Origin of the sequence: Pedobacter hiemivivus (assembly GCF_005144565.1) — a bacterium.
GTDB lineage: Bacteria > Bacteroidota > Bacteroidia > Sphingobacteriales > Sphingobacteriaceae > Pedobacter > Pedobacter hiemivivus.
Genome location: NZ_SWDX01000001.1, coordinates 547,305 through 573,828, shown reverse-complemented (window position 1 = coordinate 573,828; position 26,524 = coordinate 547,305). Strand labels below are relative to the sequence as shown.

25 protein-coding genes are annotated in these 26,524 nt (G+C 39.8%); 8 read left to right on the top strand and 17 right to left on the bottom strand.

Annotation, left to right across the window (positions count from 1 at the left end):
• Positions 1-6: 6 nt before the first annotated feature.
• The 8 genes from FBD94_RS02145 to FBD94_RS02110 form a co-directional block, all read right to left on the bottom strand.
• Positions 7-2,475, bottom strand: coding sequence for a heme lyase CcmF/NrfE family subunit (locus tag FBD94_RS02145; RefSeq protein WP_136878894.1), 2,469 nt, complete (start codon positions 2,473-2,475; stop codon positions 7-9).
• Between the two features lie 5 nt (positions 2,476-2,480).
• The gene (locus tag FBD94_RS02140; protein ID WP_136878893.1) at positions 2,481-2,933 is read right to left on the bottom strand and encodes a cytochrome c maturation protein CcmE domain-containing protein; all 453 of its coding nucleotides are present in this window, start codon (positions 2,931-2,933) and stop codon (positions 2,481-2,483) included.
• A 176-nt stretch (positions 2,934-3,109) separates the two neighbouring features.
• Positions 3,110-4,531, bottom strand: a complete 1,422-nt coding sequence (locus tag FBD94_RS02135; RefSeq protein WP_131607719.1) for a Glu/Leu/Phe/Val family dehydrogenase — start codon at positions 4,529-4,531, stop codon at positions 3,110-3,112.
• 149 nt (positions 4,532-4,680) lie between these two features.
• Positions 4,681-4,899, bottom strand: a complete 219-nt coding sequence (locus tag FBD94_RS02130; RefSeq protein WP_225874645.1) for a CcmD family protein — start codon at positions 4,897-4,899, stop codon at positions 4,681-4,683.
• Between the two features lie 2 nt (positions 4,900-4,901).
• The gene (gene ccsA / locus FBD94_RS02125) at positions 4,902-5,561 is read right to left on the bottom strand and encodes a cytochrome c biogenesis protein (protein WP_131607718.1); all 660 of its coding nucleotides are present in this window, start codon (positions 5,559-5,561) and stop codon (positions 4,902-4,904) included.
• A gap of 89 nt (positions 5,562-5,650) precedes the next feature.
• A complete protein-coding gene (locus FBD94_RS02120) occupies positions 5,651-6,733 on the bottom strand; it encodes an efflux RND transporter periplasmic adaptor subunit (RefSeq protein WP_136878892.1) in 1,083 nt (360 codons plus the stop codon).
• Between the two features lie 29 nt (positions 6,734-6,762).
• The gene (locus FBD94_RS02115) at positions 6,763-10,035 is read right to left on the bottom strand and encodes an efflux RND transporter permease subunit (RefSeq protein WP_136878891.1); all 3,273 of its coding nucleotides are present in this window, start codon (positions 10,033-10,035) and stop codon (positions 6,763-6,765) included.
• Between the two features lie 12 nt (positions 10,036-10,047).
• Positions 10,048-11,391, bottom strand: coding sequence for a TolC family protein (locus FBD94_RS02110; protein ID WP_235884347.1), 1,344 nt, complete (start codon positions 11,389-11,391; stop codon positions 10,048-10,050).
• A gap of 138 nt (positions 11,392-11,529) precedes the next feature.
• Here FBD94_RS02110 and FBD94_RS02105 point away from each other — a divergent pair, with 138 nt between their 5' ends.
• The gene (locus FBD94_RS02105; RefSeq protein ID WP_235884346.1) at positions 11,530-12,594 is read left to right on the top strand and encodes a sensor histidine kinase; all 1,065 of its coding nucleotides are present in this window, start codon (positions 11,530-11,532) and stop codon (positions 12,592-12,594) included.
• Positions 12,591-13,280, top strand: coding sequence for a LytR/AlgR family response regulator transcription factor (locus tag FBD94_RS02100; RefSeq protein WP_136878890.1), 690 nt, complete (start codon positions 12,591-12,593; stop codon positions 13,278-13,280). The genes FBD94_RS02105 and FBD94_RS02100 overlap by 4 nt, the downstream gene beginning before the upstream one ends.
• A 7-nt stretch (positions 13,281-13,287) precedes the next feature.
• Here FBD94_RS02100 and FBD94_RS02095 read toward each other — a convergent pair whose 3' ends face one another.
• From FBD94_RS02095 to FBD94_RS02085, 3 genes are read right to left on the bottom strand one after another with little or no spacing between them, the layout of a single operon-like run.
• Positions 13,288-13,623, bottom strand: coding sequence for a gamma-glutamylcyclotransferase family protein (locus FBD94_RS02095; RefSeq protein ID WP_136878889.1), 336 nt, complete (start codon positions 13,621-13,623; stop codon positions 13,288-13,290).
• An 11-nt stretch (positions 13,624-13,634) separates the two neighbouring features.
• Positions 13,635-14,294 carry a heme exporter protein CcmB gene (locus FBD94_RS02090; protein ID WP_131607702.1) on the bottom strand — a complete coding sequence of 220 codons (660 nt, stop codon included), beginning with the start codon at positions 14,292-14,294 and terminating at the stop codon, positions 13,635-13,637.
• Positions 14,295-14,309: 15 nt separating this feature from the next.
• Positions 14,310-15,653, bottom strand: a complete 1,344-nt coding sequence (locus FBD94_RS02085) for a polysaccharide lyase 6 family protein (RefSeq protein ID WP_136878888.1) — start codon at positions 15,651-15,653, stop codon at positions 14,310-14,312.
• A gap of 153 nt (positions 15,654-15,806) precedes the next feature.
• On the opposite strand from FBD94_RS02085, the gene FBD94_RS02080 reads away from it, so the two are divergent.
• Both FBD94_RS02080 and FBD94_RS02075 read left to right on the top strand, forming a co-directional pair.
• Positions 15,807-16,298: a methylated-DNA--[protein]-cysteine S-methyltransferase gene (locus tag FBD94_RS02080; protein ID WP_136878887.1), complete on the top strand. Its 492-nt coding sequence runs from the start codon at positions 15,807-15,809 to the stop codon at positions 16,296-16,298.
• An 18-nt stretch (positions 16,299-16,316) separates the two neighbouring features.
• The gene (locus tag FBD94_RS02075; RefSeq protein ID WP_131607699.1) at positions 16,317-16,832 is read left to right on the top strand and encodes a DUF421 domain-containing protein; all 516 of its coding nucleotides are present in this window, start codon (positions 16,317-16,319) and stop codon (positions 16,830-16,832) included.
• On the opposite strand, the gene FBD94_RS02070 is transcribed toward FBD94_RS02075, so the two are convergent.
• The 4 genes from FBD94_RS02070 to FBD94_RS02055 are packed head-to-tail and all read right to left on the bottom strand — an operon-like array spanning position 16,816 to position 19,177.
• Positions 16,816-17,232 (bottom strand): hypothetical protein, encoded by a 417-nt coding sequence (locus tag FBD94_RS02070; RefSeq protein WP_235884345.1) that lies wholly within the window; start codon positions 17,230-17,232, stop codon positions 16,816-16,818. The two genes, FBD94_RS02075 and FBD94_RS02070, sit on opposite strands and share 17 nt — an antisense overlap.
• On the bottom strand, positions 17,232-17,567 hold the full coding sequence (gldC, locus tag FBD94_RS02065) for a gliding motility protein GldC (RefSeq protein ID WP_131607698.1): 336 nt from the start codon (positions 17,565-17,567) through the stop codon (positions 17,232-17,234). The genes FBD94_RS02070 and gldC overlap by 1 nt, the downstream gene beginning before the upstream one ends.
• Positions 17,567-17,842: a hypothetical protein gene (locus tag FBD94_RS02060; RefSeq protein ID WP_136878886.1), complete on the bottom strand. Its 276-nt coding sequence runs from the start codon at positions 17,840-17,842 to the stop codon at positions 17,567-17,569. Before FBD94_RS02060 ends, gldC begins: the two co-directional genes overlap by 1 nt.
• A gap of 6 nt (positions 17,843-17,848) precedes the next feature.
• Positions 17,849-19,177: a DEAD/DEAH box helicase gene (locus FBD94_RS02055; RefSeq protein ID WP_131607696.1), complete on the bottom strand. Its 1,329-nt coding sequence runs from the start codon at positions 19,175-19,177 to the stop codon at positions 17,849-17,851.
• Positions 19,178-19,345: 168 nt separating this feature from the next.
• Between FBD94_RS02055 and FBD94_RS02050 the strand changes: the two genes are divergently transcribed.
• Together FBD94_RS02050 and FBD94_RS02045 are read left to right on the top strand one after the other, a co-directional pair.
• Positions 19,346-20,680: a dihydroorotase gene (locus FBD94_RS02050; protein WP_136878885.1), complete on the top strand. Its 1,335-nt coding sequence runs from the start codon at positions 19,346-19,348 to the stop codon at positions 20,678-20,680.
• Entirely contained in the window at positions 20,680-21,753 is a 1,074-nt protein-coding gene (locus FBD94_RS02045) for a DUF3810 domain-containing protein (protein ID WP_136878884.1), read from the top strand. Before FBD94_RS02050 ends, FBD94_RS02045 begins: the two co-directional genes overlap by 1 nt.
• A gap of 10 nt (positions 21,754-21,763) precedes the next feature.
• Here the strand turns inward: FBD94_RS02045 and FBD94_RS02040 are convergent, their stop codons facing one another.
• Complete coding sequence (locus FBD94_RS02040) at positions 21,764-22,717, bottom strand: RpnC/YadD family protein (RefSeq protein WP_235884344.1); 954 nt, start codon at positions 22,715-22,717, stop codon at positions 21,764-21,766.
• Between the two features lie 267 nt (positions 22,718-22,984).
• On the opposite strand from FBD94_RS02040, the gene hscA reads away from it, so the two are divergent.
• On the top strand, positions 22,985-24,841 hold the full coding sequence (gene hscA, locus FBD94_RS02035) for a Fe-S protein assembly chaperone HscA (protein ID WP_136878883.1): 1,857 nt from the start codon (positions 22,985-22,987) through the stop codon (positions 24,839-24,841).
• A 39-nt stretch (positions 24,842-24,880) separates the two neighbouring features.
• Entirely contained in the window at positions 24,881-25,744 is an 864-nt protein-coding gene (locus FBD94_RS02030) for a zinc dependent phospholipase C family protein (RefSeq protein ID WP_136878882.1), read from the top strand.
• Between the two features lie 15 nt (positions 25,745-25,759).
• On the opposite strand, the gene FBD94_RS02025 is transcribed toward FBD94_RS02030, so the two are convergent.
• Positions 25,760-26,455, bottom strand: coding sequence for a DedA family protein (locus FBD94_RS02025; protein WP_136878881.1), 696 nt, complete (start codon positions 26,453-26,455; stop codon positions 25,760-25,762).
• Positions 26,456-26,524 lie beyond the last annotated feature (69 nt).

Here is a 26,524-nt window from a genome sequence, read left to right as displayed (position 1 = left end):
GTTTTACTAAACGGTTTTTGCTTCTTTTTGTCTTCTAAATATAGAAATAAGAAAACCAATAACCATTACTATAGTACCTACCCAATAAAGATTAATGTAAGGGAACTCGATTGATTTAAATACAACCCAGTCTTTTGCCTGTTGCGGTTTTTCATACACCTGTAGTTCAACTTTCTTTTGCTCAGGCAATACTTTGGTAAAGCGAACTCTTAAGCCCAGATCATCAATGTTACGTGCAAAATCGAAAGTATTATTTCCTTTGATCATGAATATAGGTTCAGCCTTGTAAATCTTACCATTCAAGTCAATTTCCAGCGGCAAGCCTACAGCAAGATCGCCCGGGGCTAGCACTAAACTCTTTGCCTTAGGCTGGTTGTTTAAAGCTTTAACCGTGATGATACCACTGCTTGTATGTAAAGTATCACCTTCAGCCACATTTACTATTCTTGGTGCTTTATAGTTCTCCTCCTCAGAATGTCCTTCATGATTGTGATCATGATCTTCTTTTTTCTCAGGAGCACTGGTGATGTGCGTATAAATATCATACGTAAGGTAATGCTTGGTATCAGGAGAAGCAATTAAGCCCATCTTTTCGTTCACCTGTACATGCGGATTCAACTCGAAATCCTCTTTTACCTCGCCTGTTTTCTCATCAATAACTTTAAAATTCAGCTTGTAAAAAGTATTAGGAGCAACTGTAGTATCACTGGTATAAGTTACCGTATACTTACCCATCTTTTTAGGCTCATTCTTATACAACACGATATTCTGACCTGGTTTTTCAACCTTCTCAAAATCCTTTACCGGAATAAAGTTAGATACGTTAAGTGAGATCGGTTTGTTTGTAGCCGCAGCCACTAGCGCTCCTAAAAGTAATAAAGCAAAACCGATATGAGCTACTGCAGCACCCACCAATTTACGTTTTCCACCAAAAGCTTGTCCCAATATCCTTGCATTCGATAAAATAGCGAAGATGCAGCTAAAGGTCAACAAAATGTACATCAGGTTATGGTAAACATCAGTGATGAATACAAACCCCGTTGTGATGACAATAGAAAATACCAAAGCGGAAATCAGACTGCTGTAAAACTTACGCGGATCCGTTCTTTTATACTTCATGAACTGTGCGAAGCCCGATATAATGGTAACCAAAATAGCAAAAGGAGCCTGCCATTGGTTATAATATTTTATGGCATCAATTGGTGGTGCAAACTTGGTTCCGAAAGCCTGGTTAAATACCGGAACAGAAGTAGAAAATATAACCTGGATACAAGCTACTGTAATTACCAATGCGCCAATAAACATCCAAAATTCTCTTGAATAAGTTTCTTCGTCTTTATTGGTAATTGGCAATTCTTTCCATCTGCAAATCAACAATCCAGTAGGAATGGCCAAGAATACCACATTATATAAGATAAGGTGCCAGAACATACCCAAGTCTGTAAATGAATGCACAGATGTTTCACCCAATACACCACTTCTGGTTAAGAAAGATGCGTAAAGCACCAATACAAAACTAATGAAGATCAATACAATTGCGGTAAAGAAGGCATGACCTGTATTCTTAAATGCAATCATTACGTGTACACCAGCTATTAAGGTTAACCATGGAATGATAGAAGCATTTTCTACTGGATCCCAAGCCCAGAAACCACCAAAGTTTAAGGCTTCATATGCCCAGAAAGAGCCCATGATAATCCCTGTTCCCAATATCATCACGGCAAATAGCGCCCAAGGCATAGCAGGTTTAACCCATTCTTTATATCGTTTTTGCCATAATCCTGTAATTGCATAAGCAAAAGGGACAATCATACTGGCAAAACCAAGGAACAAGGTTGGTGGATGTATCACCATCCAGTAATTCTGAAGAAGCGGATTTAATCCTTTTCCATCAGTAATAAATTTAAGATAGTTTTTATAGTTTTCAGGGTCGGAGAATATCGGCACCATTGCTTTTAGGTCCATTGCATCTCTAAGCAGAATAAATGGAGAGCTACCAATACGCTCGCCGAAAATCTGTACGCCTAATAGCATCGAAGTTAAAAACACTTGTGAGAAGGCTACGACCGTCATCACCCCATTTTCCCAGGATTTAGCTTTCCAGATCAGTACACCGCCCAGCAAAGCTTGCCAGAATGCCCATAGCCAGAAACTACCCTCCTGCCCTTCCCAAAAAGCAGATACTATATAATATACCGGAAGTTCTTTAGAGGAGTGATTGTAAACGTAATAATACTCGTTATAGTGATTTAATATAAGGAAAAACAAGGTTGCGCCGATACCTATGATACTGGCCCAGTTGATGAAGAATGATATACGACCTAAACGTGTCCATGAATGATCTCCGATCTCTTTATTTCGTGTAGCAAAGAAATAAGCTATAGTTGAGAGTAAAGAAGCGGCAAATGCCAAAACAATAAAAAATTGGCCGATCTTACCGGGAAGGAGGTTCTCTCCAATAAATTGTATATCCATTAAAATTAATTGTATTTTTCTACTTTACCGTCCTGCTTTATTTCAGTACCATCCTGATTTTGTACCGTACCATCTTGTTTAACCTCTACAAGGTCGTTATTGTATTTAGATGGACATTTCATCAGTATCTTAGAGGCGTAAAAAGTATCGTCATTCATTTTTCCGATCAGTACTAATTTTTCTGAGCGTTCAAAATCCTGAGGTTTCGTTCCTGCGTATACTACTTTATTCACTTTACCTTTTTCGTCTTTCATGAAAAATTCAAAGTGATTTGCATCCTTCAGTGCATCATAATGCATGCCTTTTTCTTTCTCCCAATAGCCCATTACATGGAATTCTTTTGGATCTTTTGCAGCTTCACTAAAGGTAGAATAGGTGTTTGTATCCGCATTAAGGCTTACTAAAAAACCTACACATAATGCTATCGTTATTAAACCAATAATTGCACTTTTTCTCATGGATGTAACAAATTTTTAAAGGAAACTTCACAAAGATAAAAAATATAAGTACCCAAAGACCGCTGTGGGTATTCAAAACGCTTTGATGACTGTTTATTGATAGTTCTCTGACAAATGCGCAAAAAAAATCCGCGACACGTTAAATTGTCGCGGATCAAATCAATTATAAATCAACCTTATGGCCAAACACCAAGGTTCATATAAGAAACAGCAATCTTATCGATTGAGCCTACAAAAGCAGCAGTTCTCAATGTTTTAATCGCCGGTTTGTGCATTAAAGTTTCTCTGATTTCATGGTACGAATGAATCATGGTATCTTCCAAACCAGAGTTAACCAATTCCAGTTCAGAAGCACCTTTAACGATCATTAAACGGTTTTCTGCAGGAATTTTTTTACCAGTAAGGCTTTCCAAAGTATTGATCAGGTTAGCATTAGAGTTTTCAGCATAACGATTTTCCATACGACCAAAGGCTACGTGAGAAAGGTTTTTCAACCACTCAAAATAAGAAACTGTAACACCACCAGCGTTACAATACATATCAGGGATGATGATACCACCCATTTCAGTAAAGATTTCTTCAGCTTCTGGTGTACATGGACCGTTAGCACCTTCAGCAATAATTTTTGCTTTGATGTTTCTGATGTTCTCTACTGTGATCTGGTTTTCAAGTGCAGCAGGAACCAGGATATCGCAAGGTTGCTCTAAACCTTCCATAGAGTTTTTAAACTCAGTTGCTCCAGGGAAACCTAAAATAGATCCCGTTAACTTACGGTGAGCAAATACCTCATCGATATTTAAACCATTTGCATTGTAAATCGCACCTTCAAACTCGCAAAGACCTACGATAGTTGCACCAAACTCTGCCAAGAACTTAGCCGCATGGTAGCCCACATTACCTAAACCTTGTACAATTACGCGTTTGTCGCCCAAACCAGCCTTAAGACCAATTTTCGCCATATCTTCTGCTACAGTTACGCATTCTCTAACTGCATAAGCCACACCACGACCGGTAGCTTCCTTACGTCCGCGTATACCGTGTAATGCGATTGGCTTACCAGTAACACAACCCAAAGCATCCAACTGACCTGGATTCATGGTCATATAAGTATCGGCAATCCAGCTCATCTCACGTTCACCAGTTCCATAATCAGGAGCAGGAACATCGATACCAGGACCAATGAAATTCTTTTTAATTAATTCTGTAGTATAACGGCGGGTAATATTCTCCAACTCACCAATCGTATAATTCTTAGGATTTATACAGATCCCCCCCTTTGCACCCCCAAATGGTACATTTACAATCGCACACTTGTAAGTCATTAGTGCTGCAAGTGCCATTACCTCATCCTCATTTACCATATCGCTGTAACGGATACCACCCTTTGTTGGGTTCATATGCTGGGAGTGTTCTACACGCCAGGCATCAATAACCTCGAAACCATTACCTCTGCGAATAGGGAACTGGAAACGGTACACACTGTTACAAGCTTTAATTTGAGTTAATAAACCTTCCGGATGGGCGGTAAATTGCGCGGCACTGTCAAAATTCTTGCAGACATCTGCAAAGAAATTTGTCTCATTTGCTGTATTAGCCATTATTTGTTTTTTATGAATTTGAAATAAGTTCTCAGTTAGTAATGCAAAATTGCACTAAAAAAAGCGATTAATACAAATGAATAATAACTTAGTGTATGGGACACACCACGTCAAATTATAGGCAAAAACAGCGTTTAAACGATTTAAAATTAGTTTTTGGAAGAAGATTTTTGTTCTAATTTTTTTAATCTTTTTTCGATCGTGAATAGAAAAAAAAGTAAGCCGAACAAAATTAAGAGCACACAAGCAACAACAACATATATTTTACCTGAAGCATATACGCTTTCAGTAATTGATGAATCTCCATTTTGTGCAAATAATTGCATTGCAAACATCAACATTAAAAAGGTAACTGAAATTTTCTTCATGACTATAGGGTGTTGTTTTTTTCTAATGAGCGAACTCTGTATAAAATGGTATAGATCCAATATCCGATCAATATCCAACCCAGACAGGCAGGATAAAATACGGCGCGCATACGGCTATCTAAATCGTAAGAATTGAAACCTGGATTGCCTCCATTTCCAGGGTGTAAAGAATCTGATAAACGTGGCAGCACAAAAAGTAAGACCACCATCATTGGAAAGGCAAATATGTTATAAATAGCAGATATTTTAGCTCGTTTTTGTTCTTCATCAATTGCGTTGCGCAATACCAGATAAGCGAAGTACAAGAGCAGGGCTATTGCCGCAAAGTTTTGTTTCACATCAAAGCTCCAGGCTTGCCCCCAGGTAAACTTGGCCCATATAGCACCAGTTATAATCCCAAGGATACCGTAAATTACTCCAACATTAATGCTTTCGACAGCTTTAAGGTCATGATCCTGGTTGTTAGTGCTTAAATATTTAATGCTGTGGTAAACAGATACACTAAATAATACGATCATTCCAAACCACATTGGTACGTGGAAATAAAGGTTTCTTATACTTTCATACAAAATAGGCAGCTCGGGTACGCTAGATAAAAATCCCGCGATTGTTGAGTAAGTCACCAACAATGCGCCTAATATTTTCCACCAATTCTTATACATTATATACGTTTAGTTCGGACAAAGGTAATAAAGCCGCCCTGTATTTTTATCATAAACTTGTAAATCAGATCCGGCAGCTAATTTCTCCATTATTTTGGCTCAGTACCGTCCTTAATTTCTTCAGATGCCGACTTTACCAATACAGATTTCGCTGTTAAAGGACCAAATATTTCAATTTTATCCTTAAACTCTCTTCCTTTCTGCACTTTTGTTCTTACTGTCCTGTTATTTTCTACAGCGATCACAAAAACACCTTCGCTGGAAGTCACCACCGCCGACTTAGGCACCACATAAGTACTATCTTTTGCATGAAGTGGCAATACGACTTCAGCAACCATGCCTGACAATAATTCGTTACCTGTATTGATCACATCCATCTCCACCCTTTCTGAACGGAGTTTAGTATCTAATGCGCCTGATTTACGGGCGATTTTGGCACTAAAGATTTGTCCTAATGCAGACTTCACCGTAAAATGCATTTCATCACCCACATTCAAATATCCTGCATATTGTTCAGGCACAGACACAGATAAACGCAATTTCCGCTGTTCCTGAATGGTAAACAACGGAAGTTCCGAACCTTTTCCTGAAGGCCCTACATAAGCCCCGAGATTAACATTTCTCGCCGCAACTACTCCATCAAAAGGCGCACGGATCTGAAGATATCCAAGCATGGTCTGAACTTCCCTGTAGCTTGCTTTCGCGGCCTGCAACTGTGCAAAATCCGCATTCTTTCTTGCCTCTGCCTGCTCCAGGTCATTCGTTGAAACCGTCCCCTCTACTTTACTGGTTTCCAGCAATCTCTTATAAGTGCTGTTACTTGCCGTATATACGGATTGCTGGGAATGCAGACGGGACTCGGCAGCACTCAGCTGTGAACTGGTTTCCGGTGCATCAAGGACAACAAGTAACTGCCCTTTCTTAACCTGCGCACCGATATCGACCTTTAACTCTTTCACAAAGCTGGCCACCTTTGCATACAAGTCTACTTGTTGAAATCCTACCAATTCAGCAGGCATGGTCAGCTCCGTAGATAGTTTTTCTTTTTTCACTTCAAAAGTCTCCATTTTCGGAGTTTCTTCAACAGGTGCACTTTCTTTTGGTTTCTCGGCACAACTCGATAAAAAAAGAACTGTGCTTAAAATAGTTGTGGTTATATATATAGGTTTCATTTATTGAATGTGTTTATGAACAAGTGTTTTTATGAATGTGGTAAAGTGGATATATAGTGTTTGCTTTCTTCGTCCTCCGGGTCAAGAGATACCGATTCCGTGGTTGATTTGCCCATTACCCAGGCGAAAATCATCGGCAGTATAATCAATACCGTAAATGTAGAAAATAACAATCCTCCAATTACGGCTCTTCCTAGCGGAGAAACCTGCTCTCCACCCTCACCATGGCCAATTGCCATTGGCAACATACCGGCAATCATTGCAATACTGGTCATGATGATCGGACGTAGCCTCAAAGAAACTGCTTCCCTGGCAGATAATACGGCATCACCATTGTGTTTCCTCAACTGTTCTGCATTGGTAATCAAGAGTACCGCATTGGCAATCGATACCCCAACTGACATGATGATCCCCATATAAGATTGTAAATTGAGGGTTGAACCTGTCAGCAACAATAGAATTAACGAGCCCAGCACAACCGCAGGTACCGTAGTAAGGATGACAAAAGAGATTTTGAACGACTGGAAATTGGCAGCCAGCATCAGGAAGATCACCACTACAGCAACCAGTAGTCCAGATTCAAGGCTCGTCATTGTTTCTGTTAATACTGTACTCAATCCGATAGGCTCAATAAACAATCCCCTTGGTAAGGTCCCCAGCCCTTCAATAGTCTTACCTACCTGTTTTGCGGCAGTTCCCAGATCAGTATGGTCAATATTGGCAGTTACCGAAAGGTATGGCATTGCACCAATATTGTCGTTTTCCCCATAAGTAACAGAAGGAATAATTTCCGCCACATCACTCAATACAGGTCTGGAATTGTTTTTCAATAAGGGTATCGCCCCCATATCATTTTCCGTCATCATTTTTTCCAGTGGAACCTGCACCTGCACATTATAAGACAAGCCTGCTTTTTCATCTATCCATGTATTCTTTTCCGTATACCTTGACGATGAGGTGGAAGCAATCAGCGATCGGGAGATATCAGTCATATCGACACCCAACTGGGCAGCACGTACTCTATCAATATTGATATCTAGCGAGGGATAATGAATAGGTTGCGCAATCTGAACATCCCTGAAATAATCAACCTTGTTTAATTTCGCAATGATCTTATTTGCATATTCCTCGTTTAGTTTCTTATTCTTTCCGGCAATCCTGATTTCAATAGGTGTGGGTGAACCCTGGCTTAACACTTTATCAGTCAACTCAATTGGCTCGAATGACACCTTGGTATCAGGCAATAGCTTCTTGATCCGCTTTCTCAGCTCATCCTTAAAAGTATCCATATCGGTATGGAAATCTTTCAGCGCAATCTGAAAAACAGCTTCATGTGGGCCAGCAGTAAACAGGTAGATCGGAGATACAGAAAACTGTGCCGGATGCTGTCCGATATAGACTGAAGAAATGGCTACATGTTCTTTTCCGACCATCTTTTCCAGATCGTGAAGCACTAGCTTTGCCTGATCTTCTGTTCTCTCCAACCTTGTACCATCTACAGCCCTTAATCTCATCTGAAACTGACTGGAATTTACCTTTGGAAAAACATCCTGTCCGATAACATTTAGCAGAACGATCGCTATAGCCGAAATTCCAAGGAGATAAAACAGTGTAACAGGCTTTTTGAAATTAAACAGCCTGTCGATCATGGCGACAAACTTCATTCTGAACCTTTCAAAAGCACCAATCTTTCCATTATTATTCAGATCCTCACGCACTAGTATTTCCTTTTGTACAATGATATCTTTTTCAGATTCAGGCGTCAGCCCTGAAGCATTAAACTCTGCTTCATCATCGGTAATCCCAACCGGATGTTTTACTTTCGGGTGTGCCTTCATCAGCCAGTTGGCCATAATGGGTACAAAAGTCTGAGACAATAAGAAGGAGACGAGCATCGCACAACCAATGGCCAGCGCTAAAGGTAAAAACAATGCTCCCGGAATACCCGTCATGACAAATGCCGGAGCAAAAACAGCGAGTATACACAACAGGATTAATAATTTCGGCAACGCAATTTCTTTACAGGCATCCCAGATGGCCAGCGCCTTGGGTTTCCCCATATCCAGGTGCTGGTGTATATTTTCTATGGTTACTGTACTTTCATCCACGAGGATTCCAATAGCCAGCGCAAGACCGCTTAAGGTCATCAGGTTAATCGTCTGACCAAACAACTTTAACAGCAATACTGAGGAAATTACAGAGATCGGAATGGTCAGGATTACAATTAATGCAGCCCTTCTATCACCGAGGAACAGCAATACCATCAATCCGGTCAGGACTGCGCCTATCGCGCCTTCAGTAACCAGGCTTTTTACAGAATTGATCACATACACCGACTGATCAAATTCGTACGAAAGCTGTACATCATCGGGCAAGGTACTTTGTATAACGGGGAGTTTTTTCTTCAGTTGTTGTACAACCTCCCAGGTAGAAGCATCACCAGCCTTGGCAATACTCACATAAACAGAACGTTTTCCATTTACCAACGCATAACCGGCAGTCACATCAGCCCCATCTTTTACAGTCGCCACATCCCCGAGGTAAAGATTTTGCACGCCTCCTTTAAACAAAGGGATCTTTTCAAAATCTTTTACCTGCTTAATGGTATTGTTGGTTGGCGTAATGTAGTTTTTATCGCCAATCCTAACATTTCCGGAAGGTGCCGTCTGGTTATTGATCCTTATCGCTTCAACAATCTGATCGGGCGTTAAATTATGCGTGCGTAGCGTTACAGGATCAACATTGATTTCTATTGTTCTAGGACTTCCCCCAAAAGGTGGTGGAGAAAGTAAACCTGGCACAGAAGTAAAGGAAGCCCTCACATACACATTTGCCAGATCCTGCAGTTCATTGTTACTCTTTGTTTTACTACTCAGCACCAACTGTCCGACCGGAAGTGAGGAGGCATCGAAACGAATGATAAAAGGCGGCTGCGACCCCGGAGGAAATGCCGCCTGCATCCGGTTTGCCAGGGCACTAAGTTCCGCTGCAGCCTGCGCCATATTGGTATCCTCATAATAGCTGATCTTCATCAACGTCAAGCCCTGGATATTCTTTGATTCAATGGATTTTACACCATTGGCGAAAAGGAGAATGTTTACATAGTTTTTTGCGAAGTACGATTCCATTTGGTTAGGCGTATATCCACCAAAAGGATGCGCCAGGTAAATCACCGGCAGGTTCATTTTAGGCAGAATATCGACTTTTATAGTCCTAATGGCGCCGATTCCGAAAAAGAAAAGCCCGGCGACCAGTACAAGGATAGAAATGGGTTTGCGAAGGGCAAAACGGATTAAATTCATGAAGCTACAGCATTAAAATTCATTAATAAAAAGGTCGAAATCTCCGGAGGCAGCTGCTTTCATCAGCAAAGACTGCCATACATTGGTATAAATGATATCGCTATCAATTTCCGCACGATTCAGTGCATACAGGGCTTGGGTAACGTCAACCAGGTTCGTTAATCCATTTTTATATAAAGTTGTTTTCTGAAGATAAGCCTGACGAGCAGCACGTACCTGTTTAGGAGCTTCGTTGTAATTGTTCAGTGCAAATTTGATTTTAGCTTCCGCTGCATCCAATTGTGTTTTCAGTTGCTGATCAATGACATCATATTCATCCTGCAAGCCCGACACGGTATACTGCTGGGCAGTTACCTTCTTTCCTGTTCTGGCGATGGAGGTTAAATTCCATGTTAAACCAATACCAAAGAGATAATTTTGTCTGTCGGGACTAATGCCATCCAGGTAATTCTGCGAAAAAGCGTGTTGATTGCTTGCGTATTCCGGACTAAAACCAGAACCGCGTGTCTGGTAAATCCCGATCAGGTTCACTGTTGGGTAATATTCTTTTTTATATAGTTTAAGTGATTGTTTCCCTGCATCCACACGGCTTTTATAATATTGAAGCACCGGGTTCAGGGTAACCGCATTGGATAAGATGGCCTTTGGTACACGCCTTACAAAGCTACTGTCCAGCACAAAATCTTCAATACCTACCCCCATCAATGCAACGAGTTTGTTGTTTTCTTCTTTTGCACGGTCCTTTAACTGGTTCAATGCGATAACGGCTCTTGAAACCTCAGCATAAGCCAGGGTAGAATCTACGCCGGCCAGCAATCCATTCTTCACCCTTGCGGCTGCAGTGTTATGAAATACAGTTGCCCGCTCCAGGTTTTTCTGCTGCGAGACAATCAATCGCTGACTAGCTAATAGGTTTAGGTAAGCTGCCGCAATTTTTATCTTTTGCTGAAAGGTCTCCTGATCCAGATCTTTGGCTGAACGTTCCGACTCCACTTTTGAAAGATTAATTCGCTCTCTGATCCTGCCAAACGAAAATACTTCCCAGTTCACATTCACCAGGTATAAAGCGCCGAAAGCAGCATTCCAATTTTGTTGTGGCAGCGGTAATCCTGACGAAGCCACTCCATACCCACCGAAGCCATACAACGGACCATTTTGTCCATTTACAGTTCCATAGTCCTGCTGGGCAGAAAGCGTTACATTAGGAAGGTAATCTGTTTTCGTCTGTTTAATTGTTTCTTTTGATGCTGCAAGATATTTGCTTTTAGCTTTAATGGTACCGTAATTGAAAACGCCTCGCTCAATAGCATCTTTTAAAGTAAGTGTTTGCGAATAACTGTGAAATGAAAATAACAAAAGGAGAAAAATAGGCCACTTTTTAAACATCTGATTCTTTAATTTGAACCAAAACTAAGTGGAAAGCAGAGGATAAAAGCGCTTTAAATGATGAATGAACCTTATAAATGACCAATTGAATTCGTCATTTATATAATTATGTTACATAATTATATCCTTACTTTGTATTCTTTAACAAATGTGATGGGGGCAAAATATATATTGGAGAGCAAATGGTTACAGGAAATTTCTATACTGATTTTCTCCTTCCTGCTGTTTACTGTTAACGATTGGATTTTCATCACAGGCTGGAGAAGCTTTTTCACAGGCACTGTATACTTTTTTATTCTGTATAGTCATGCACAGTTCAATCGTTTTTTTATATTGCCCATCCTACTGAAGGAACATAAGCCTTACCTCTATTTCCTGTTGACAACGACATTTCTTTTTGTATTTTCCATTCTGTTATTCGAGGTATCTACCGAGTTGCTGTACAAGAATTGTTTCCTGTATAAATCTTCCTATCAAAAAACCTATCACTTTCAGCTGGGAACGCTAGCGGGAACGCTGATCTGTATCCTCGGCTCCATCCAGATCCTGGAGCATTACCGGGAGCAGAAAATGAAAACCAGCAAAGAGCTGTTACACAACCAGGCACAGCTCAATGTTTTAAGAGCACAGCTCAACCCCCATTTCCTGTTCAATACCTTCAATACACTTTATGGGGTCAGCTTACAATATCCCGAACGATCATCTGAGCTGATTATGCAGGTTTCCAAGCTCATGCGCTATCAGGTAGAAAACAGCACAAAAGAATTCATTTCTGTAGAAGATGAAATTGATTTCATCTCGAGCTATGTGGAACTGGAGAAAGAGCGGGTCGGTTACCGGTCCGAAATTAATTACACTCATCATACTGACAACGGTAATTATAGAATAGCACCTATGCTCCTGATCACCTTCATTGAAAATGCGTTTAAACACGGCGCATGTTCAATTGAAAAATGTTTCGTTGACATTGATATCAATGTAGTCCAAGGGACGTTGCATATGCATATCCGCAATTCTATACCTACAAAAAAGAAAAAGGTCATCTCTACCAAAATCGGATTAAAAAATACCATTGAAAGTTTAAAAATTATCTATCCCCATAAACATCAGCTGGAAAGCTTTGCGAATGGAGAAGAATATGTTGTAAACCTAAAAATTGAACTGAGCTCATGAGTATACCAAAGAAATGCATCATTGTAGATGATGAACCTGCGGCCCATTATGTGCTGGTGAATTACATTAGTCAAAACCCACTCCTGGAACTTACACATCAGTGTTACAATGCTATTGAGGCACTAAATATACTACGTAGCAATACAATAGACCTCATGTTTCTGGATATTGATATGCCGGAAATATCAGGGCTGGAATTATTGCAAACTTTAAAAAATATCCCCCGGACAATCCTTACAACTGCTTATTCTGAATTCGCACTGGAGAGCTATGAGTATGGAGTTATAGATTACTTGCTAAAACCAATATATTACCCAAGATTTGTCAAATCAATAGAACGTTTTCTGGCTATGGATGCGGTTGAAAAACCAGAGACAGTTGTCGGGAAGAGTATCTCTGTAAAGGTAGACAGTGTAGTTATCGAACTTCCTGTAAATGATATTTTATATGCTCAAAGTTACGGGAATTACGTAAAGATATTTACCCCGGATAAATCCCTTCTTGCGTCCATCACAACTAATCAACTGGAGAGCATGTTGCCACAAGATCATTTTGTCCGGGTACATAAATCATATATTGTGGCTGTTGGAAAAATAGAGCAGATAGAAAGGGATCACATTCTTTTGAACAACGAAAAAATCCCTATTGGCATTACCTACAAAAGGAACCTTAGCCGGTTTATATGAAATTCCATTATGATGCAACATAAATCCAAGCTTCCCGTCCCGATGCGAATTCTAATTTAACTCTTTTATAGGCATCAGTCTCATACCCATCTGCTGCTAACAATTCTTCATGCGTAATTTCGAAAATAACACCATCAATATGGTCAGTGGCTTCATCAGATGGCATCGCCAGGAGATGAATTTCCTGGCCACTTGTAGCAAGTACATCTTCGTCTACGATTACGATTGTCGAAAGCTTATAGCCATTTAAAGTATCTTGCGAACCTATCAATAACCTACCGAAGGTTTCCAGCTGTACTTTATCTTTTTGTAATGTACCGTAAGAGAAAAGATATTCGTTCATTTGCCTAAGATTTAATCTCTCCACAGATACGGGAACAGCAATAAAGACACTGCCATAACCAATACATTGATCACTAGCAGTATCCCCACCTCATCCCAACTTACACTTCGATCCAGCCCATCAATTGCATTTTTTGTGAGCTTAATTAGCACGACCAGCACAGGAATTATAATCGGAAAGCCAAGGATAGCCATCAACATTCCACCATTACCAGCTTTAGATGCAATGGCAGAGATCATAGTAAAGATGGTTGAAAAACTCAGACTACCTAAAACCGTAGCTAAAAAGTACATGGGTAGATCCTGAGGTGTACGACCAAATACCATCATGTGAAAGATTAGCGCAATAACTGTAAGCACGACCATCAGTAATACATTATAAAGCGTTTTACTGATAATCAATGCAATCGGACTTGCGATGGTATAAATATATAATTGCCTGCCTTTACTTTCCTGCAAAAAACTCTTTGAAACTGCGTTTATGGATGCGAAAAGCATAATAATCCAAAACAAGGCATTCCAGGTAATGATATCAACACTTACAAAGGATAAGAAACATACAAAAACTGTAGAAACGACATACAAAAGCACGCCGTTTAAGGCATATTTCGAGCGCCACTCCAGCAGCAATTCCTTTTTAACTAAGTGTTTTACCTGGCTTCCTAAATTCATTCAGCCGCAAAGATACTATTTCGCTTTATATCCAACTAACTCCGGTGTCAAAATCCTTGCAACAACGGGAGCTTTAGAAACTTGGTCAGCGCCAACCTGTAGCGGCTGTTTACGGACCTGCCCATCCATATCAACAGTAATTAGCGGGTTATCACCTGTAGCATTTAAAGCAGGATTAACTCCTTGAAGATGGAATGTTCCGGTAGCATCGCGAACCAATTTAGGATCCAGAATTTTATAAGCACCTTCAGGTATACTTCCCGGACCTTTAACCTTATAAATAACGTTACCTTCCCACTTAGGATTAGCAAATGGGCCATTTATAGAAACAGCATCCTCACCACCCTGAATTAAATTATTAGCAATGGTTACCGATGTTGCCCCCAAACCAATTGGAGTTCTGGGCGTTAAAAGTATGTTACTTTTATTGTTTACCAATGTATTAAAGGCTATTAAAATCCTATCCGGACGATCGTGAGAAGTAAGAGGAGCGCCATCAGCCACTTCAGCACCACCATTACCAATGTTAATTGCCACATTACAATCCTCAAAATAATTACTGTAAATAATATGGTCGTCACCAAAAATCCTTAATCCAGGTGTTTTGGTGAAATAGTTACCATACACTTTATCAAAATTACCATGTCTTAAGGTCATTTGAGCTTTGCAATCACGGACAGTATTATACCGAATTGTTACTGCAGACGATTTAACTGAAAGCAACTCATTTTCCCCCTCGCAGTTCTCAAACAAGTTATATTCAAAAACACTGTTGCTCGAGGAAAGACTAAAACCACTTAAACCAAACTGTACAGCCTCTGCCCCATTTCCAGTTTGTTTAGAAAAATTGTGGAAATAATTGTGGTGAATCCACAATCGCTCCGCTATCTGTTTACCTACTCCCCTAACGCCAATAAACTTACCCAAAGCATTTTTATTCTGAAAAGTATTGTAGTCAACCTGATGGTCATTTCCAATAATGGATAAGTAATTACCCTCACCCACCGTTTCAAAAATATTCCTTGTCCATTGGCAAAAACTGCTTCCGGCTGCTATTTCATTTTTACCAGATGCATTTGTAAACTTAAACCCACGTATAATTACATAAGTTGCTGGGTTTTGAATACTCAAGCCACCCGTTCCATTTATTTCTGCTCCAGCAATCGTTTCAGCAGCAATCGTAATTGGTTTAGCCGAGGTTCCTTTACTTTTCACTACAATATTATCCGTAGTGGTATAAACACCGTTCTTCAGCAAGATTACATCTCCGGCAACAGCATTATCAATCGCCTTTTGTAACTCAGCTAACGAAGCAACGGTAATTGTCTTCGCAAAACTGGCCGCAGGATTGCTTAACATTAAAATTAGAAGAAGGCTACAAGCGCCAAAAAGCTGCTTTTTCAAATGGTTTGTAATGGTCAATATCATAATTTGGTGGTTCCAATAAGTTGATCAAGTTAGCTTTTCTTAATTTACATATTGTCAGCTAAATATTCATATTATTGTATCATAATGGCAAATCAATATTGTACAATCGTAGATAGCCCGATAGGTGAGCTGAGCATTTTTGCAGATGATGACTTTGTAAACAAGATCACCTTTAAGAAGACAGAGACCTCAGGTTTAACGGAAAACAAAGTTACAAAGCTTGCCGGCTTGCAATTAACAGAATATTTCGAAGGAAAACGTCAATCCTTCAACCTGCCAATTAGCCAAAGTGGAACAGATTTTCAACAAACAGTATGGCAGGAACTCATTACGATTAAATACGGAACAACGATTTCCTATCTGCAATTCTCTACCCAATTAAACAATGTACTAGCCATACGGGCTATCGCGGCTGCAAATGGAAAAAATGATCTGGCAATCATCATCCCCTGCCACCGTGTAATTGGTAGCAATGGTAAACTTGTTGGTTATGCCGGCGAATTATGGCGCAAACAATGGCTGCTGGATCATGAACGGGAAATTAGCCAACAAGGCCAAATGACTTTAAGATTTTAATGGATAAATTTTAGACAAATGAACGAATATCTCGACATTGTATTAAGAAGTCTGGCAGTATACGCCTTCATGCTTGTAGCGATCCGCTTGACCGGGAAAAAAGAACTTTCGCAGTTAAACACCACCGATGTAGTTTTAATCCTACTCATCAGTAATGCGGTACAGAATGCCATGGTAGGCAGCAACACCAGCCTTTTGGGTGGACTGGTTGCTGCTGCAGTATTATTTGCGCTAAATTATCTGCTAAAAAAGCTGATGTTTAAGAACGAAAAATTCAGAAACCTGATCTCAGAAAAGCCTGAAATTCTAATTCACAATGGCAACCTAGACTTTGCAAAACTCAGCAAACTTGGCATCACCAATGAAGAACTCCAGGAAGCCATCAGGGAGCATGGTATTGAAAAATATAAGGATGTAAAGCTTGCCATTATGGAAGCCGATGGAAACATCAGCATCATTAGCGGAGACGATAGCTTAAAACAAACTCAATACAAACGAAAAAGAAAACACAAATCGCTTAGCGATCTAAACTAACCGTATTTAAACTAACCAATTTCGGTCTTCTAACCGTAATCATAACCGTTGCTCCGGCCAATATCACAAACCATCCCCATTTAAACTTCACTAAACCAGAGGCAAAGCTAACCAGCTTTTTAAAATGAAGGAAGCCAAATGATTCCATTGTTTTAAACTGAATTCCAGCAAGAGAAAGTACCACCAAAGCAATAACTGCCCAGCCTGCAAATTTCACTAAACCCGCTTTTTCTTTAAATGCGCCAATCAAACCAATCGCAACCAGTACATAAAAAGTAATCGCCAAGGTTTGATCTACCTGAAAATAATTCCAGTTTCCTAAAATAGGTACACGCACCAATGGACACATGCCACCAATAGCCATAATGATGGCACCTACAATCCCCTGAATTTTTATCATTACCCCTGTGTATTGATACCCATTTTATCGGCAAAATGCGCACAATAATCACGCAAATCTTCTACGATTAGGTTCTCGCCAGTAGCCTTTAAGAAGCTATCACCCATAGTTTGCAGGGTCTCATAGAAAAAACGCTTCATCTCATCAACAGGCATATCTTTAGTCCACAGATCAATACGCATTGAGTTTTTATAGTTATGATCCCAAAGTGCCAACATCATAGATTTTACAGGCACTTGTTCTTTAGTTTCGGCATCTGTAGATTCCCAAAGGATATTGTCCGGCACATTATTGTCATCCAGTTGAACTGTGATTTTGATTTCTGCTTGTTTCATTATATTATACTAACTTTTATTATAAATATTAAAATGACGATGAAGACGATTAACACGCCTTCAATTACCCATAGTTTTTTAAGGCTTGGAATAAACTTCCTAAAGATCTGATCAGATACAAAAGCAATGATAGCTGTCAAAAAGCAAAACCCCGAAAGCAGCCAGGTAACATCTACATGTTGAGGGCCGCTATCTTTTTTATTTAGTATTACCATCACAGCAATAACCAGGGCCAAAGCCGAAACGATATTAAGCGGGGTAAGTTTTACTTTCAATCTTCTTTACTTCTTACTTTTAAACTTCTTTTTCTTCCAGTTCGGCTGCTTATTGGTCTTATTCCTTGCTGCATTAGCTATAGCTGCAGCATGTTTTTTCTCGTGGAAAGCCCCTTTAAATTCAGGATCCTCTCTACGCTTTTGATCATCAATAGCACGCGCAATAGCCTGTTTCTCTTCGTAAGGAGTTTCCTCCACAAAAACTTCGGCAGGCAAAGGTACAACAGGAATCTCTTGTCTAATCAATTTCTGTATTTTCTCAATGTAATATTTCTCAGCAGGGCTACAGAAAGTTAAGGCATCACCTTTAGCGTAAGCCCTTCCCGTTCTGCCAATCCTATGTACATAATCTTCAATAATGATAGGCACATCAAAGTTGATCACATGACTAACTTCAGTTACATCAATACCTCTCGAAGCCACATCTGTAGCAACCAACACCCTTACATTACCTTCTTTAAAAGCATTAATGGAATTGATTCTGGTATTTTGCCCCTTGTTAGCATGAATAACCCTTACTACCTCTTCACCAAAACGACGGGTAATAAAACTATATATATTATCCGCAACTGTTTTAGTCTTACAGAAAATGATCAGTCGTTTAACCTCCTCATCATTTTTCAATAAGTGTTGCAATAAATTGATCTTTGTTTTAAAATTAGGCACCTCGTACAACACCTGCGTAACTGTTGCAGCAGGTGTAGCCTGTGCGCCAACCTCAATAATGGTTGGATTCTTCAAGAAATCACCAGCTATTTTCTGCACCAAATCACTCATCGTAGCTGAAAACAATAGGTTCTGTCTGCGACGTGGAACAATTTCCAAAATCCTATGTATAGAGCCAATAAAGCCCATATCCATCATTTTATCCGCCTCATCCAATACCAAAAACTTTAAGTATTGTGTATTGATGTGTCCAGCTAAATAGATATCAAGGAATCTACCTGGTGTAGCGATGATAATATCCACTCCAGCTTTGATTTGCTCAATTTGAGTTTTAGGGCCGATACCGCCAAATACCACAACAGAACGTAAATCTGTATAAGTAGAAAACATCTTTGCGTGTTCTGCGATTTGCATAGCCAGTTCCCTGGTTGGTGCTAAAATCAATGCACGTGCCGCATCCCCTTGGGCATACTTCAACTGCATTAAAATAGGTAACAAATAAGCCGCAGTTTTTCCGGTTCCTGTTTCAGCAATTCCAAAAATATCCTGTCCGGATAACACTGGTGCAATTGCTTTTTCCTGTATTGGGGTAGCAGTAGTAAACCCTGCATCCGCTACAGCGTTTAGTATTTGCCTGTTGAGGTTAAATTCCTCGAATTTCTTGGCCATTTTGCAAAAATAGACAAAATTTATTTACTAGCTCCTTGTATTTAGCCACCACGTCATCCTGAATTTTTCAGTAGTACTTATTTTACCTATTGTCATCAAGAGCGTTGCGCGGTTTATTTCAGGACCACGAAAGAGAAAGATAAAGAATATTTTATTTAAGTTTGAACCATGAACACCATTCTGATAAAAGCAGCTTCAATTGTAAATGAAGGGCAAATTATTGTTGCCGACCTACTCATCAAAAACGGACTTATAGAAAAGATCGCTCCAAACATCGATACTCCTGCCGATCAGGAGATCAATGCTGAAGGCTTACACCTTTTCCCAGGAATGATTGATGACCAAGTACACTTCAGAGAACCGGGTTTAACACACAAGGCTGATATATTTACGGAAAGCATGGCTGCAGTGGCCGGTGGGATCACCTCTTTTATGGAGATGCCCAACACTGTACCCAATACGCTAACCCAAGAATTATTAGCTGAAAAATACGCCATCGCATCAGAAATGTCACTGGCCAACTACTCCTTTTTTATGGGAGCTTCCAACAACAACCTGGAAGAAGTACTGAAAACAGATCCTAAAAATGTTTGCGGTATTAAGGTATTCATGGGCTCATCTACCGGAAATATGCTGGTTGACAATGAGAAAGTATTAGAAAATATCTTTAAAGAAGCGCCAATGTTGGTTGCTACACATTGCGAAGATGAGCAGACCATACAACGTAACCTTGCCGAGTACAAAGAAAAATACGGCGAGAACATTACAATTGATATGCACCCGCTCATCCGTAGTGCCGAAGCATGCTATAAATCTTCTTCAATGGCAGTAGAATTAGCAAAAAGATACCAGACACGTCTGCATATTTTACATATTTCTACCGCAAAAGAAGTAAGCTTATTTGACAATAAAACACCGCTTGCGGATAAAAGAATAACTGCTGAAGCCTGCGTACACCACTTGTGGTTTGACGATCAAGACTATGCTACAAAAGGCAACTGGATAAAATGGAACCCTGCTGTTAAAACTGCAACAGATAAAGCCGGCATTCTAAAAGGTGTGCTAGATGGCTATATCGACATTATCGCTACAGACCATGCCCCACATACTATTGCAGAAAAGGAACAGCCTTACCTACAGGCTCCATCAGGTGGACCATTAGTACAACACGCTCTACCTGCACTTTTCGAAATGTACCATCAGAATAAAATATCCTTAACGCAAATAGCCGAAAAAACCGCTCACAACGTTGCTACCTGCTTTAACATCGATAAAAGAGGATTTATTAGAGAAGGCTACTGGGCTGATTTGGTTCTGGTAAATCTTAATGATCCTTTTAAAGTAACCAGAGCAAATGTGCTTTACAAATGTGGCTGGTCACCTTTTGAAGGTCAAACTTTCCAGGCTGAAGTTACACACACTTTTGTATCAGGAAACCTGGCTTACCAAAAAGGTCGATTCACAACCCAGGAAACGGGAAAACGTCTGTCCTTTAATCGCTAATGAACACTAGCTACCCGCCAAAATTAAAGCCGTTTACCTTACTGTTCATCCTTTCGGCGATGGTATATGCTTTTGGATTCAACGAACAATGGGTAGAGCATTTGTATGTTCGGGGGACTTATCCAATCACATCGGTCGTACAACGTTACATCAGTAGTTTCCTTCCTTTCGCGCTGGGCGATTTCCTTTACCTCCTGCTGATCCTTTATGTCATCAGGAGTTTATATCTTTTCTATAAAAAACTAGTACAAAAAAGAATAAAGCGGAGTGACCTGCTCAATATTACATTGCAGGTCCTTAGCTTTTTTTTGATCCTTTATCTGGCTTTCAAATTACTTTGGGGACTTAATTATTCGCGTTTCCCCATTGCGAAACAACTAGCGATCAGCGATGAAAAATACACTACCCCACAATTGATTTCGCTGGGTGAGTATTTCATTGGTCGACTAAACAGCCTTCAACACGTAAAAAAGCAAACGTACACCGTGCCTCAATTGCAAGCAAAAGCCAAACTAGCTTATGATGTTATGCAGCAGAAAAACAGCTTATTCACTTACCATACTCCGGCAGTAAAGCCAGTATTAAACAGCTGGGTAATTACCAAAATAGGCATTGAGGGATATTACAGTCCGTTGTCTGGCGAAGCCAATGTTAACATGCGCCTGCCGCTTTCTTCTCTCCCATTTGTAACCTGTCACGAAATTTCTCATCAGTTAGGCATAGCAAGAGAGGATGAAGCAAACCTAATTGGTTACCTCGTAGCCAGCAACAGCAATGATCCTTACTTCCGATATTCAGCAGTATATGAAGTATTTAAAAATATACTCTTCGAAATCAGGTTGAAATCGCCAGATGATTACGAACGTCTATACAAAACCATAAACACGGCAACTATTAGCGATTTAAAAGCTGACAGAGACTTCTGGCAAAAGTACAACAGCAACATGTTTGCTTATATGGATGTGGCTTTCGACAGGTTTTTAAAGCTCAATAGCCAGCCCAAAGGAACAGACAGCTACCAAGATATTGTATTGTGGCTGTATAATATCCACAAAAAAGACGTCAATAATTAATACAATTAGGCTATAGTGATTTTATCTCCTCTAAAGAGAGACCAGTGGCTTCAGCGATAATGTTAAGATCGATTGCTTTATTCTTGAAGTTGCGGGCTATTGTCCTCTTTTCCTCTACAGCTTTAGCTCGCTCCAATTGGCGGCCTTCCTTGAAACGTCTGTCTAGTAATATCTCTTTGACTCCCATAGGTGTAGTCCTTCCTGTTAGTTTTTGAACTTCTTCTTCAAATTTAATCATCATTTCCGGGTTTTCAAAATTCACATAATACGCAAGAAAAGCCATAATCCTTTCATGCTTTACTTTATCTAGCTTTCTTTTAATTAATTCACTTGTCAAATCCATTTTGATGGATTTTAAACCTTCGTCATCAATTTTCTTGTTTTTCAAAGCCATTAAAACTGTAAGCGCGACCACAGCAAACGGATTAGGATTTGCGCGTAACGTTTCTTCATCTTGGTCTAAAAGCTTATAAGTATTAAACTCATAACTCAACCTCGTACCCAAATACTCTTCTTTGTATATTTTTGGATGATAACTTTTTACATCATCTATTAAAATAGCGAACGCGGTAATGGAGACATTATGCTTATCCTTGGCTCTGTAAAAGTATCGAAACATCCTAGAGCCTAACTCTTCGTGCCCTTTACTGCCTTGTATTTCCACATGCATCAATATAAATTTAGAACCTCCGGCTTTTAAATGAACTTTTACCAGCTTATCTACAAATCTTACCCCAGCGGCATTCTCTTCTGGTGGAAATAGTCTGTTAAACTCCTTGTCGAGAAAAACGAATCTCTTTTTAAAATCAAACAAGTCATCCGCATCAGGAAAAAAAAATCGCAGAAAATCTTCGAAAACATCAGCTAAAATCCCCTTCCAGAGTTCATCATCCCTCCTTGGGGATTTTCGTTTGGGCTTTTGTTTTGATATTGGTTGCGCAATCACACTTATTTCTTCCCGCATCTATTCCTAATTAAATCCTTAGCAAAAATACCGAGATCACCCTTTATAAACTTTACTCGAATAAAATCCCGCGTAATCCGCAGTCAAAATCAACACTTGCAAAATAAAAGACGTTTCCCCTACCTACAACCACCACGACACAAAACAAAATACCGAAGTCATTTAAAGGTATAGGCCTTACCAGAACAGCTAGAAATTAAAAACAACCGCAAAACATTACAACCTTAAAACAAAATAAACCCGAAACATTCCTAAATTTGCCAGACTATGGCAAAGATATCCATTAACCTGGCAACAGGTTCACTACAAAAAGAAGAAATCATCGTTGGAATTGATTTAGGTACAACCAATAGTTTAGTAGCCTTCATCAATCCCGATAAAAACCCACAAGTAATTAATGATACTGGAAAAGGCCTGTTAGTGCCTTCAATCGTGCATTTTAACAAAACGGGCGATACACTTGTAGGTAATGAAGCCAAAGAATTTCTGACAACAGATCCAGAAAACACCATATTTTCCGTAAAACGACTACTGGGTCGCTCTTATAAAGATGTAGCCGGCCATCAGGATACGTTTTCGTACAAAATCATTGACGATGAAAACGATTCGCTGGTAAAAATCAAAGCCGCAGATAAATTCTATACCCCAATCGAATTGTCTGCAGAGATTTTAAAAGAATTAAAAGCGCGCGCAGAACATGCCTTAAAAACACCAGTAAATCGTGCAGTAATTACGGTTCCAGCCTATTTTAACGACAGTCAGCGTCAAGCCACCCGTGATGCGGGTCGCTTAGCCGGATTAGATGTTTTAAGGATCGTTAACGAACCTACTGCTGCCAGTTTAGCTTATGGCATAGGTCTCGATCCTACCCAGCAAAAAACCATAGCAGTATACGATTTGGGTGGTGGAACATTTGATGTATCCATCCTATCTATCCAAAATGGCATATTCGAAGTTCTATCTACCAATGGAAACACCTTTTTAGGTGGTGATGATTTTGACCGCGCCATTGTACATTACTGGATAGAAAAAAACAAAATAGATACAACTCAGCTAGCCGAAAACCCTGCATTAATGCAAACATTAAGGTTAAAAGCCGAAGCTGCAAAGAAAGCACTAAGTACCCAAAACCTGTTTAATGAACAAATGGGCGACATCTGGTGTACTATAGATAGACAAACATTTGAGCAATTAATTGCACCTAAGGTTGCTGAAACCATCAACTCCTGCAAACAAGCATTGAGCGATGCCAAATTAACGATAGCAGAAATTGACGAAGTAGTCTTGGTTGGCGGATCTACCCGCACCCCATACGTTAAAAAACAAGTAGAAGATTTCTTTGGCCGTCAGCCACATGATCAAATCAATCCTGATGAAGTAGTAGCCCTTGGTGCAGCTATACAAGCTGATATCCTTGCCGGAAACCGTTCAGATATCTTATTGTTAGATGTAACACCACTTTCGTTAGGTATCGAGACTATGGGCGGATTAATGGATGTTATCATTCCAAGAAATGCAAAAGTTCCAACCAAAGCAGGTCGTCAGTATACCACTTCTATCGATGGACAAGTAAACATGAAGATCTCTGTTTTTCAGGGAGAGCGCGATTTGGTACAAGAAAACAGAAAACTGGCAGAGTTTGATCTAAAAGGAATCCCTGCTATGCCTGCTGGCTTACCAAAGGTCGATATCAACTTTATCCTAAATGCAGATGGCATACTTACCGTTCAAGCCATCGAACTGCGCTCTGGTGTAAAACAAGAAATAGACATCAAGCCAAGTTATGGCTTAACCGATGATACAGTTGAAAAAATGTTGGTAGACAGCATTACCCATGCTAAAAGCGATGTTGAGCAACGAATGCTTATTGAAGCCCGTAGTGAAGGTGAGCAACTGGTTTATACAGCAGAACGTTTCATTGAAAAACACGCCGTATACCTTACCGAAGCTGAGATCAGCGAAACAAAAACATATATTGAAGCCCTAAGAGCCGCCTTAACCAAACCAGAGAAAGACGAGATTCTTAAAAAGGCTGACGAATTAAATGAATTTACCCGTCCTTTTGCCGAAAGAGTAATGGATGTAGCTGTTTCTTCGGCTATGAAGGGAAAAAGTATCGAATAAATAACCAGGCAATACGCTTGTTGATATAGGTTTACAGTAATGAAACGAACATTTCTTACTGTAAGCCTTTTTTTTGTCCTTATCCTGTGCAGTTCATGGGGCTTCTACGCCCATATGCAAATCAATCGATTGGCTGTTTTTACGCTCCCTGCAGCTATCAATCCATTTTACAAGCAACATATCAAATATATCACAGATCATGCTGTAGATCCGGATAAACGAAGGTATGCAGATACTTTAGAGGCGGCAAGACATTATCTGGATGTAGAATTGTACGAAGCACATATCGATAGCATCCCTTACAAATGGGAAGATGCCGTAAAAAAGTACGGATTCGTTAAATTAAACCAAAATGGCATTCTCCCCTGGCAAATCCAAAAAACATACTATCAACTGGTAAATGCTTTTAAGGACAAAGATTCGCGTAAAATACTGATATATTCGGCCTATATAGGACATTATATTGCCGATGCCCATGTACCACTTCATACTACACAAAACCACAACGGACAATTGACCAATCAACTGGGCATCCATGCTTTTTGGGAAAGCAGATTACCAGAGTTATTTGCGAAACGCTACAACTATGTAGTAGGTACTGCGAAATACATCGAAAGCCCTTTAAAGGAAGCGTGGAAAATTGTAAAAAACACGCATACCATGGTAGATACCGTTCTTAGTTTCGAAGCAAAGTTAAGCGCGCGATTCCCAGCACATAGAAAATATAGCTTTTCGGAGCGGAAGAGTCAGGTTACTAAGCAGTATTCCGAAGCTTATTCAGAGGCATATCATGATGGAATGGAAAATATGGTAGAGCGTCAAATGCGCTCTGCCATATTATATATAGGATCTTTCTGGTACTCTGCCTGGATTGATGCCGGACAGCCAGCATTAAATTTCTAAAACGGCGAGCTTAGCTTACCTTTTCTCGTCCTCGTCTGTAAGAACTTCATCAACCACTACAACTACACTCTTCTTTTGAAATTTAGACTTTAAAGCTGCAAATACTGCAGGGAAGAAAGTAACAACAGCGATCACAATGATGACAAGATCAAAGTTCCTTTTAACGACAGGAATTTGTCCCAAGAGGTATCCGGCTAGCAACAAACTACCTATCCAAGCTACCCCACCAATAATGTTAAAGATGGTAAATCTGCCAAAAGGCATTTTTGCCACACCAGCTACAAAGGGAGCAATTGTTCTAAAAATAGGTAAGAACCTACTAAAGATGATTGCTTTACCGCCATGTTTCTCAAAAAACTCATGCGACTGATTATAGTATTCTAGTTTGAGAATCTTGTTTCCGGGCTTAAATACCTTAATACCGAAAAAGCTTCCCAATTTATAATTTAAAGAATTACCTGCGATTGCCGCCACAATCAACAACAACATCATTAACCAAATACTTAAGCCAGTGTTTCCACCTGCAATAAGGGCTCCCATCGCAAATAACAGCGAATCGCCTGGTAAAAATGGGGTAACCACGAAACCTGTTTCAGCAAAAATAATAAGAAAGAGGATAGCGTAAGTCCAGGTACTGTAATCTCTGATGATCTCTTCCAGGTGCTTATCGATGTGCAGTAGGAAGTCTATTAAAAAGCTGAAAAATTCCAAATCTTGTAAATTAAGCCCAAAAATAAAAATATCATGGCAATAACCATGATATTTTTAAGAATAGAAATG

Excerpts from the sequence above, each read along its gene's own strand:
- FBD94_RS02145 (WP_136878894.1), bottom strand. The coding sequence starts at position 2,475 with ATGGATATACAATTTATTGGAGAGAACCTCCTTCCCGGTAAGATCGGC.
- FBD94_RS02140 (WP_136878893.1), bottom strand. The coding sequence starts at position 2,933 with ATGAGAAAAAGTGCAATTATTGGTTTAATAACGATAGCATTATGTGTA.
- FBD94_RS02135 (WP_131607719.1), bottom strand. The coding sequence starts at position 4,531 with ATGGCTAATACAGCAAATGAGACAAATTTCTTTGCAGATGTCTGCAAG.
- FBD94_RS02130 (WP_225874645.1), bottom strand. The coding sequence starts at position 4,899 with ATGAAGAAAATTTCAGTTACCTTTTTAATGTTGATGTTTGCAATGCAA.
- ccsA (WP_131607718.1), bottom strand. The coding sequence starts at position 5,561 with ATGTATAAGAATTGGTGGAAAATATTAGGCGCATTGTTGGTGACTTAC.
- FBD94_RS02120 (WP_136878892.1), bottom strand. The coding sequence starts at position 6,733 with ATGAAACCTATATATATAACCACAACTATTTTAAGCACAGTTCTTTTT.
- FBD94_RS02115 (WP_136878891.1), bottom strand. The coding sequence starts at position 10,035 with ATGAATTTAATCCGTTTTGCCCTTCGCAAACCCATTTCTATCCTTGTA.
- FBD94_RS02105 (WP_235884346.1), top strand. The coding sequence starts at position 11,530 with ATGTTACATAATTATATCCTTACTTTGTATTCTTTAACAAATGTGATG.
- FBD94_RS02100 (WP_136878890.1), top strand. The coding sequence starts at position 12,591 with ATGAGTATACCAAAGAAATGCATCATTGTAGATGATGAACCTGCGGCC.
- FBD94_RS02095 (WP_136878889.1), bottom strand. The coding sequence starts at position 13,623 with ATGAACGAATATCTTTTCTCTTACGGTACATTACAAAAAGATAAAGTA.
- FBD94_RS02090 (WP_131607702.1), bottom strand. The coding sequence starts at position 14,294 with ATGAATTTAGGAAGCCAGGTAAAACACTTAGTTAAAAAGGAATTGCTG.
- FBD94_RS02085 (WP_136878888.1), bottom strand. The coding sequence starts at position 15,653 with ATGTTAAGCAATCCTGCGGCCAGTTTTGCGAAGACAATTACCGTTGCT.
- FBD94_RS02080 (WP_136878887.1), top strand. The coding sequence starts at position 15,807 with ATGGCAAATCAATATTGTACAATCGTAGATAGCCCGATAGGTGAGCTG.
- FBD94_RS02075 (WP_131607699.1), top strand. The coding sequence starts at position 16,317 with ATGAACGAATATCTCGACATTGTATTAAGAAGTCTGGCAGTATACGCC.
- FBD94_RS02070 (WP_235884345.1), bottom strand. The coding sequence starts at position 17,232 with ATGATAAAAATTCAGGGGATTGTAGGTGCCATCATTATGGCTATTGGT.
- gldC (WP_131607698.1), bottom strand. The coding sequence starts at position 17,567 with ATGAAACAAGCAGAAATCAAAATCACAGTTCAACTGGATGACAATAAT.
- FBD94_RS02055 (WP_131607696.1), bottom strand. The coding sequence starts at position 19,177 with ATGGCCAAGAAATTCGAGGAATTTAACCTCAACAGGCAAATACTAAAC.
- FBD94_RS02050 (WP_136878885.1), top strand. The coding sequence starts at position 19,346 with ATGAACACCATTCTGATAAAAGCAGCTTCAATTGTAAATGAAGGGCAA.
- FBD94_RS02045 (WP_136878884.1), top strand. The coding sequence starts at position 20,680 with ATGAACACTAGCTACCCGCCAAAATTAAAGCCGTTTACCTTACTGTTC.
- FBD94_RS02040 (WP_235884344.1), bottom strand. The coding sequence starts at position 22,717 with ATGCGGGAAGAAATAAGTGTGATTGCGCAACCAATATCAAAACAAAAG.
- hscA (WP_136878883.1), top strand. The coding sequence starts at position 22,985 with ATGGCAAAGATATCCATTAACCTGGCAACAGGTTCACTACAAAAAGAA.
- FBD94_RS02030 (WP_136878882.1), top strand. The coding sequence starts at position 24,881 with ATGAAACGAACATTTCTTACTGTAAGCCTTTTTTTTGTCCTTATCCTG.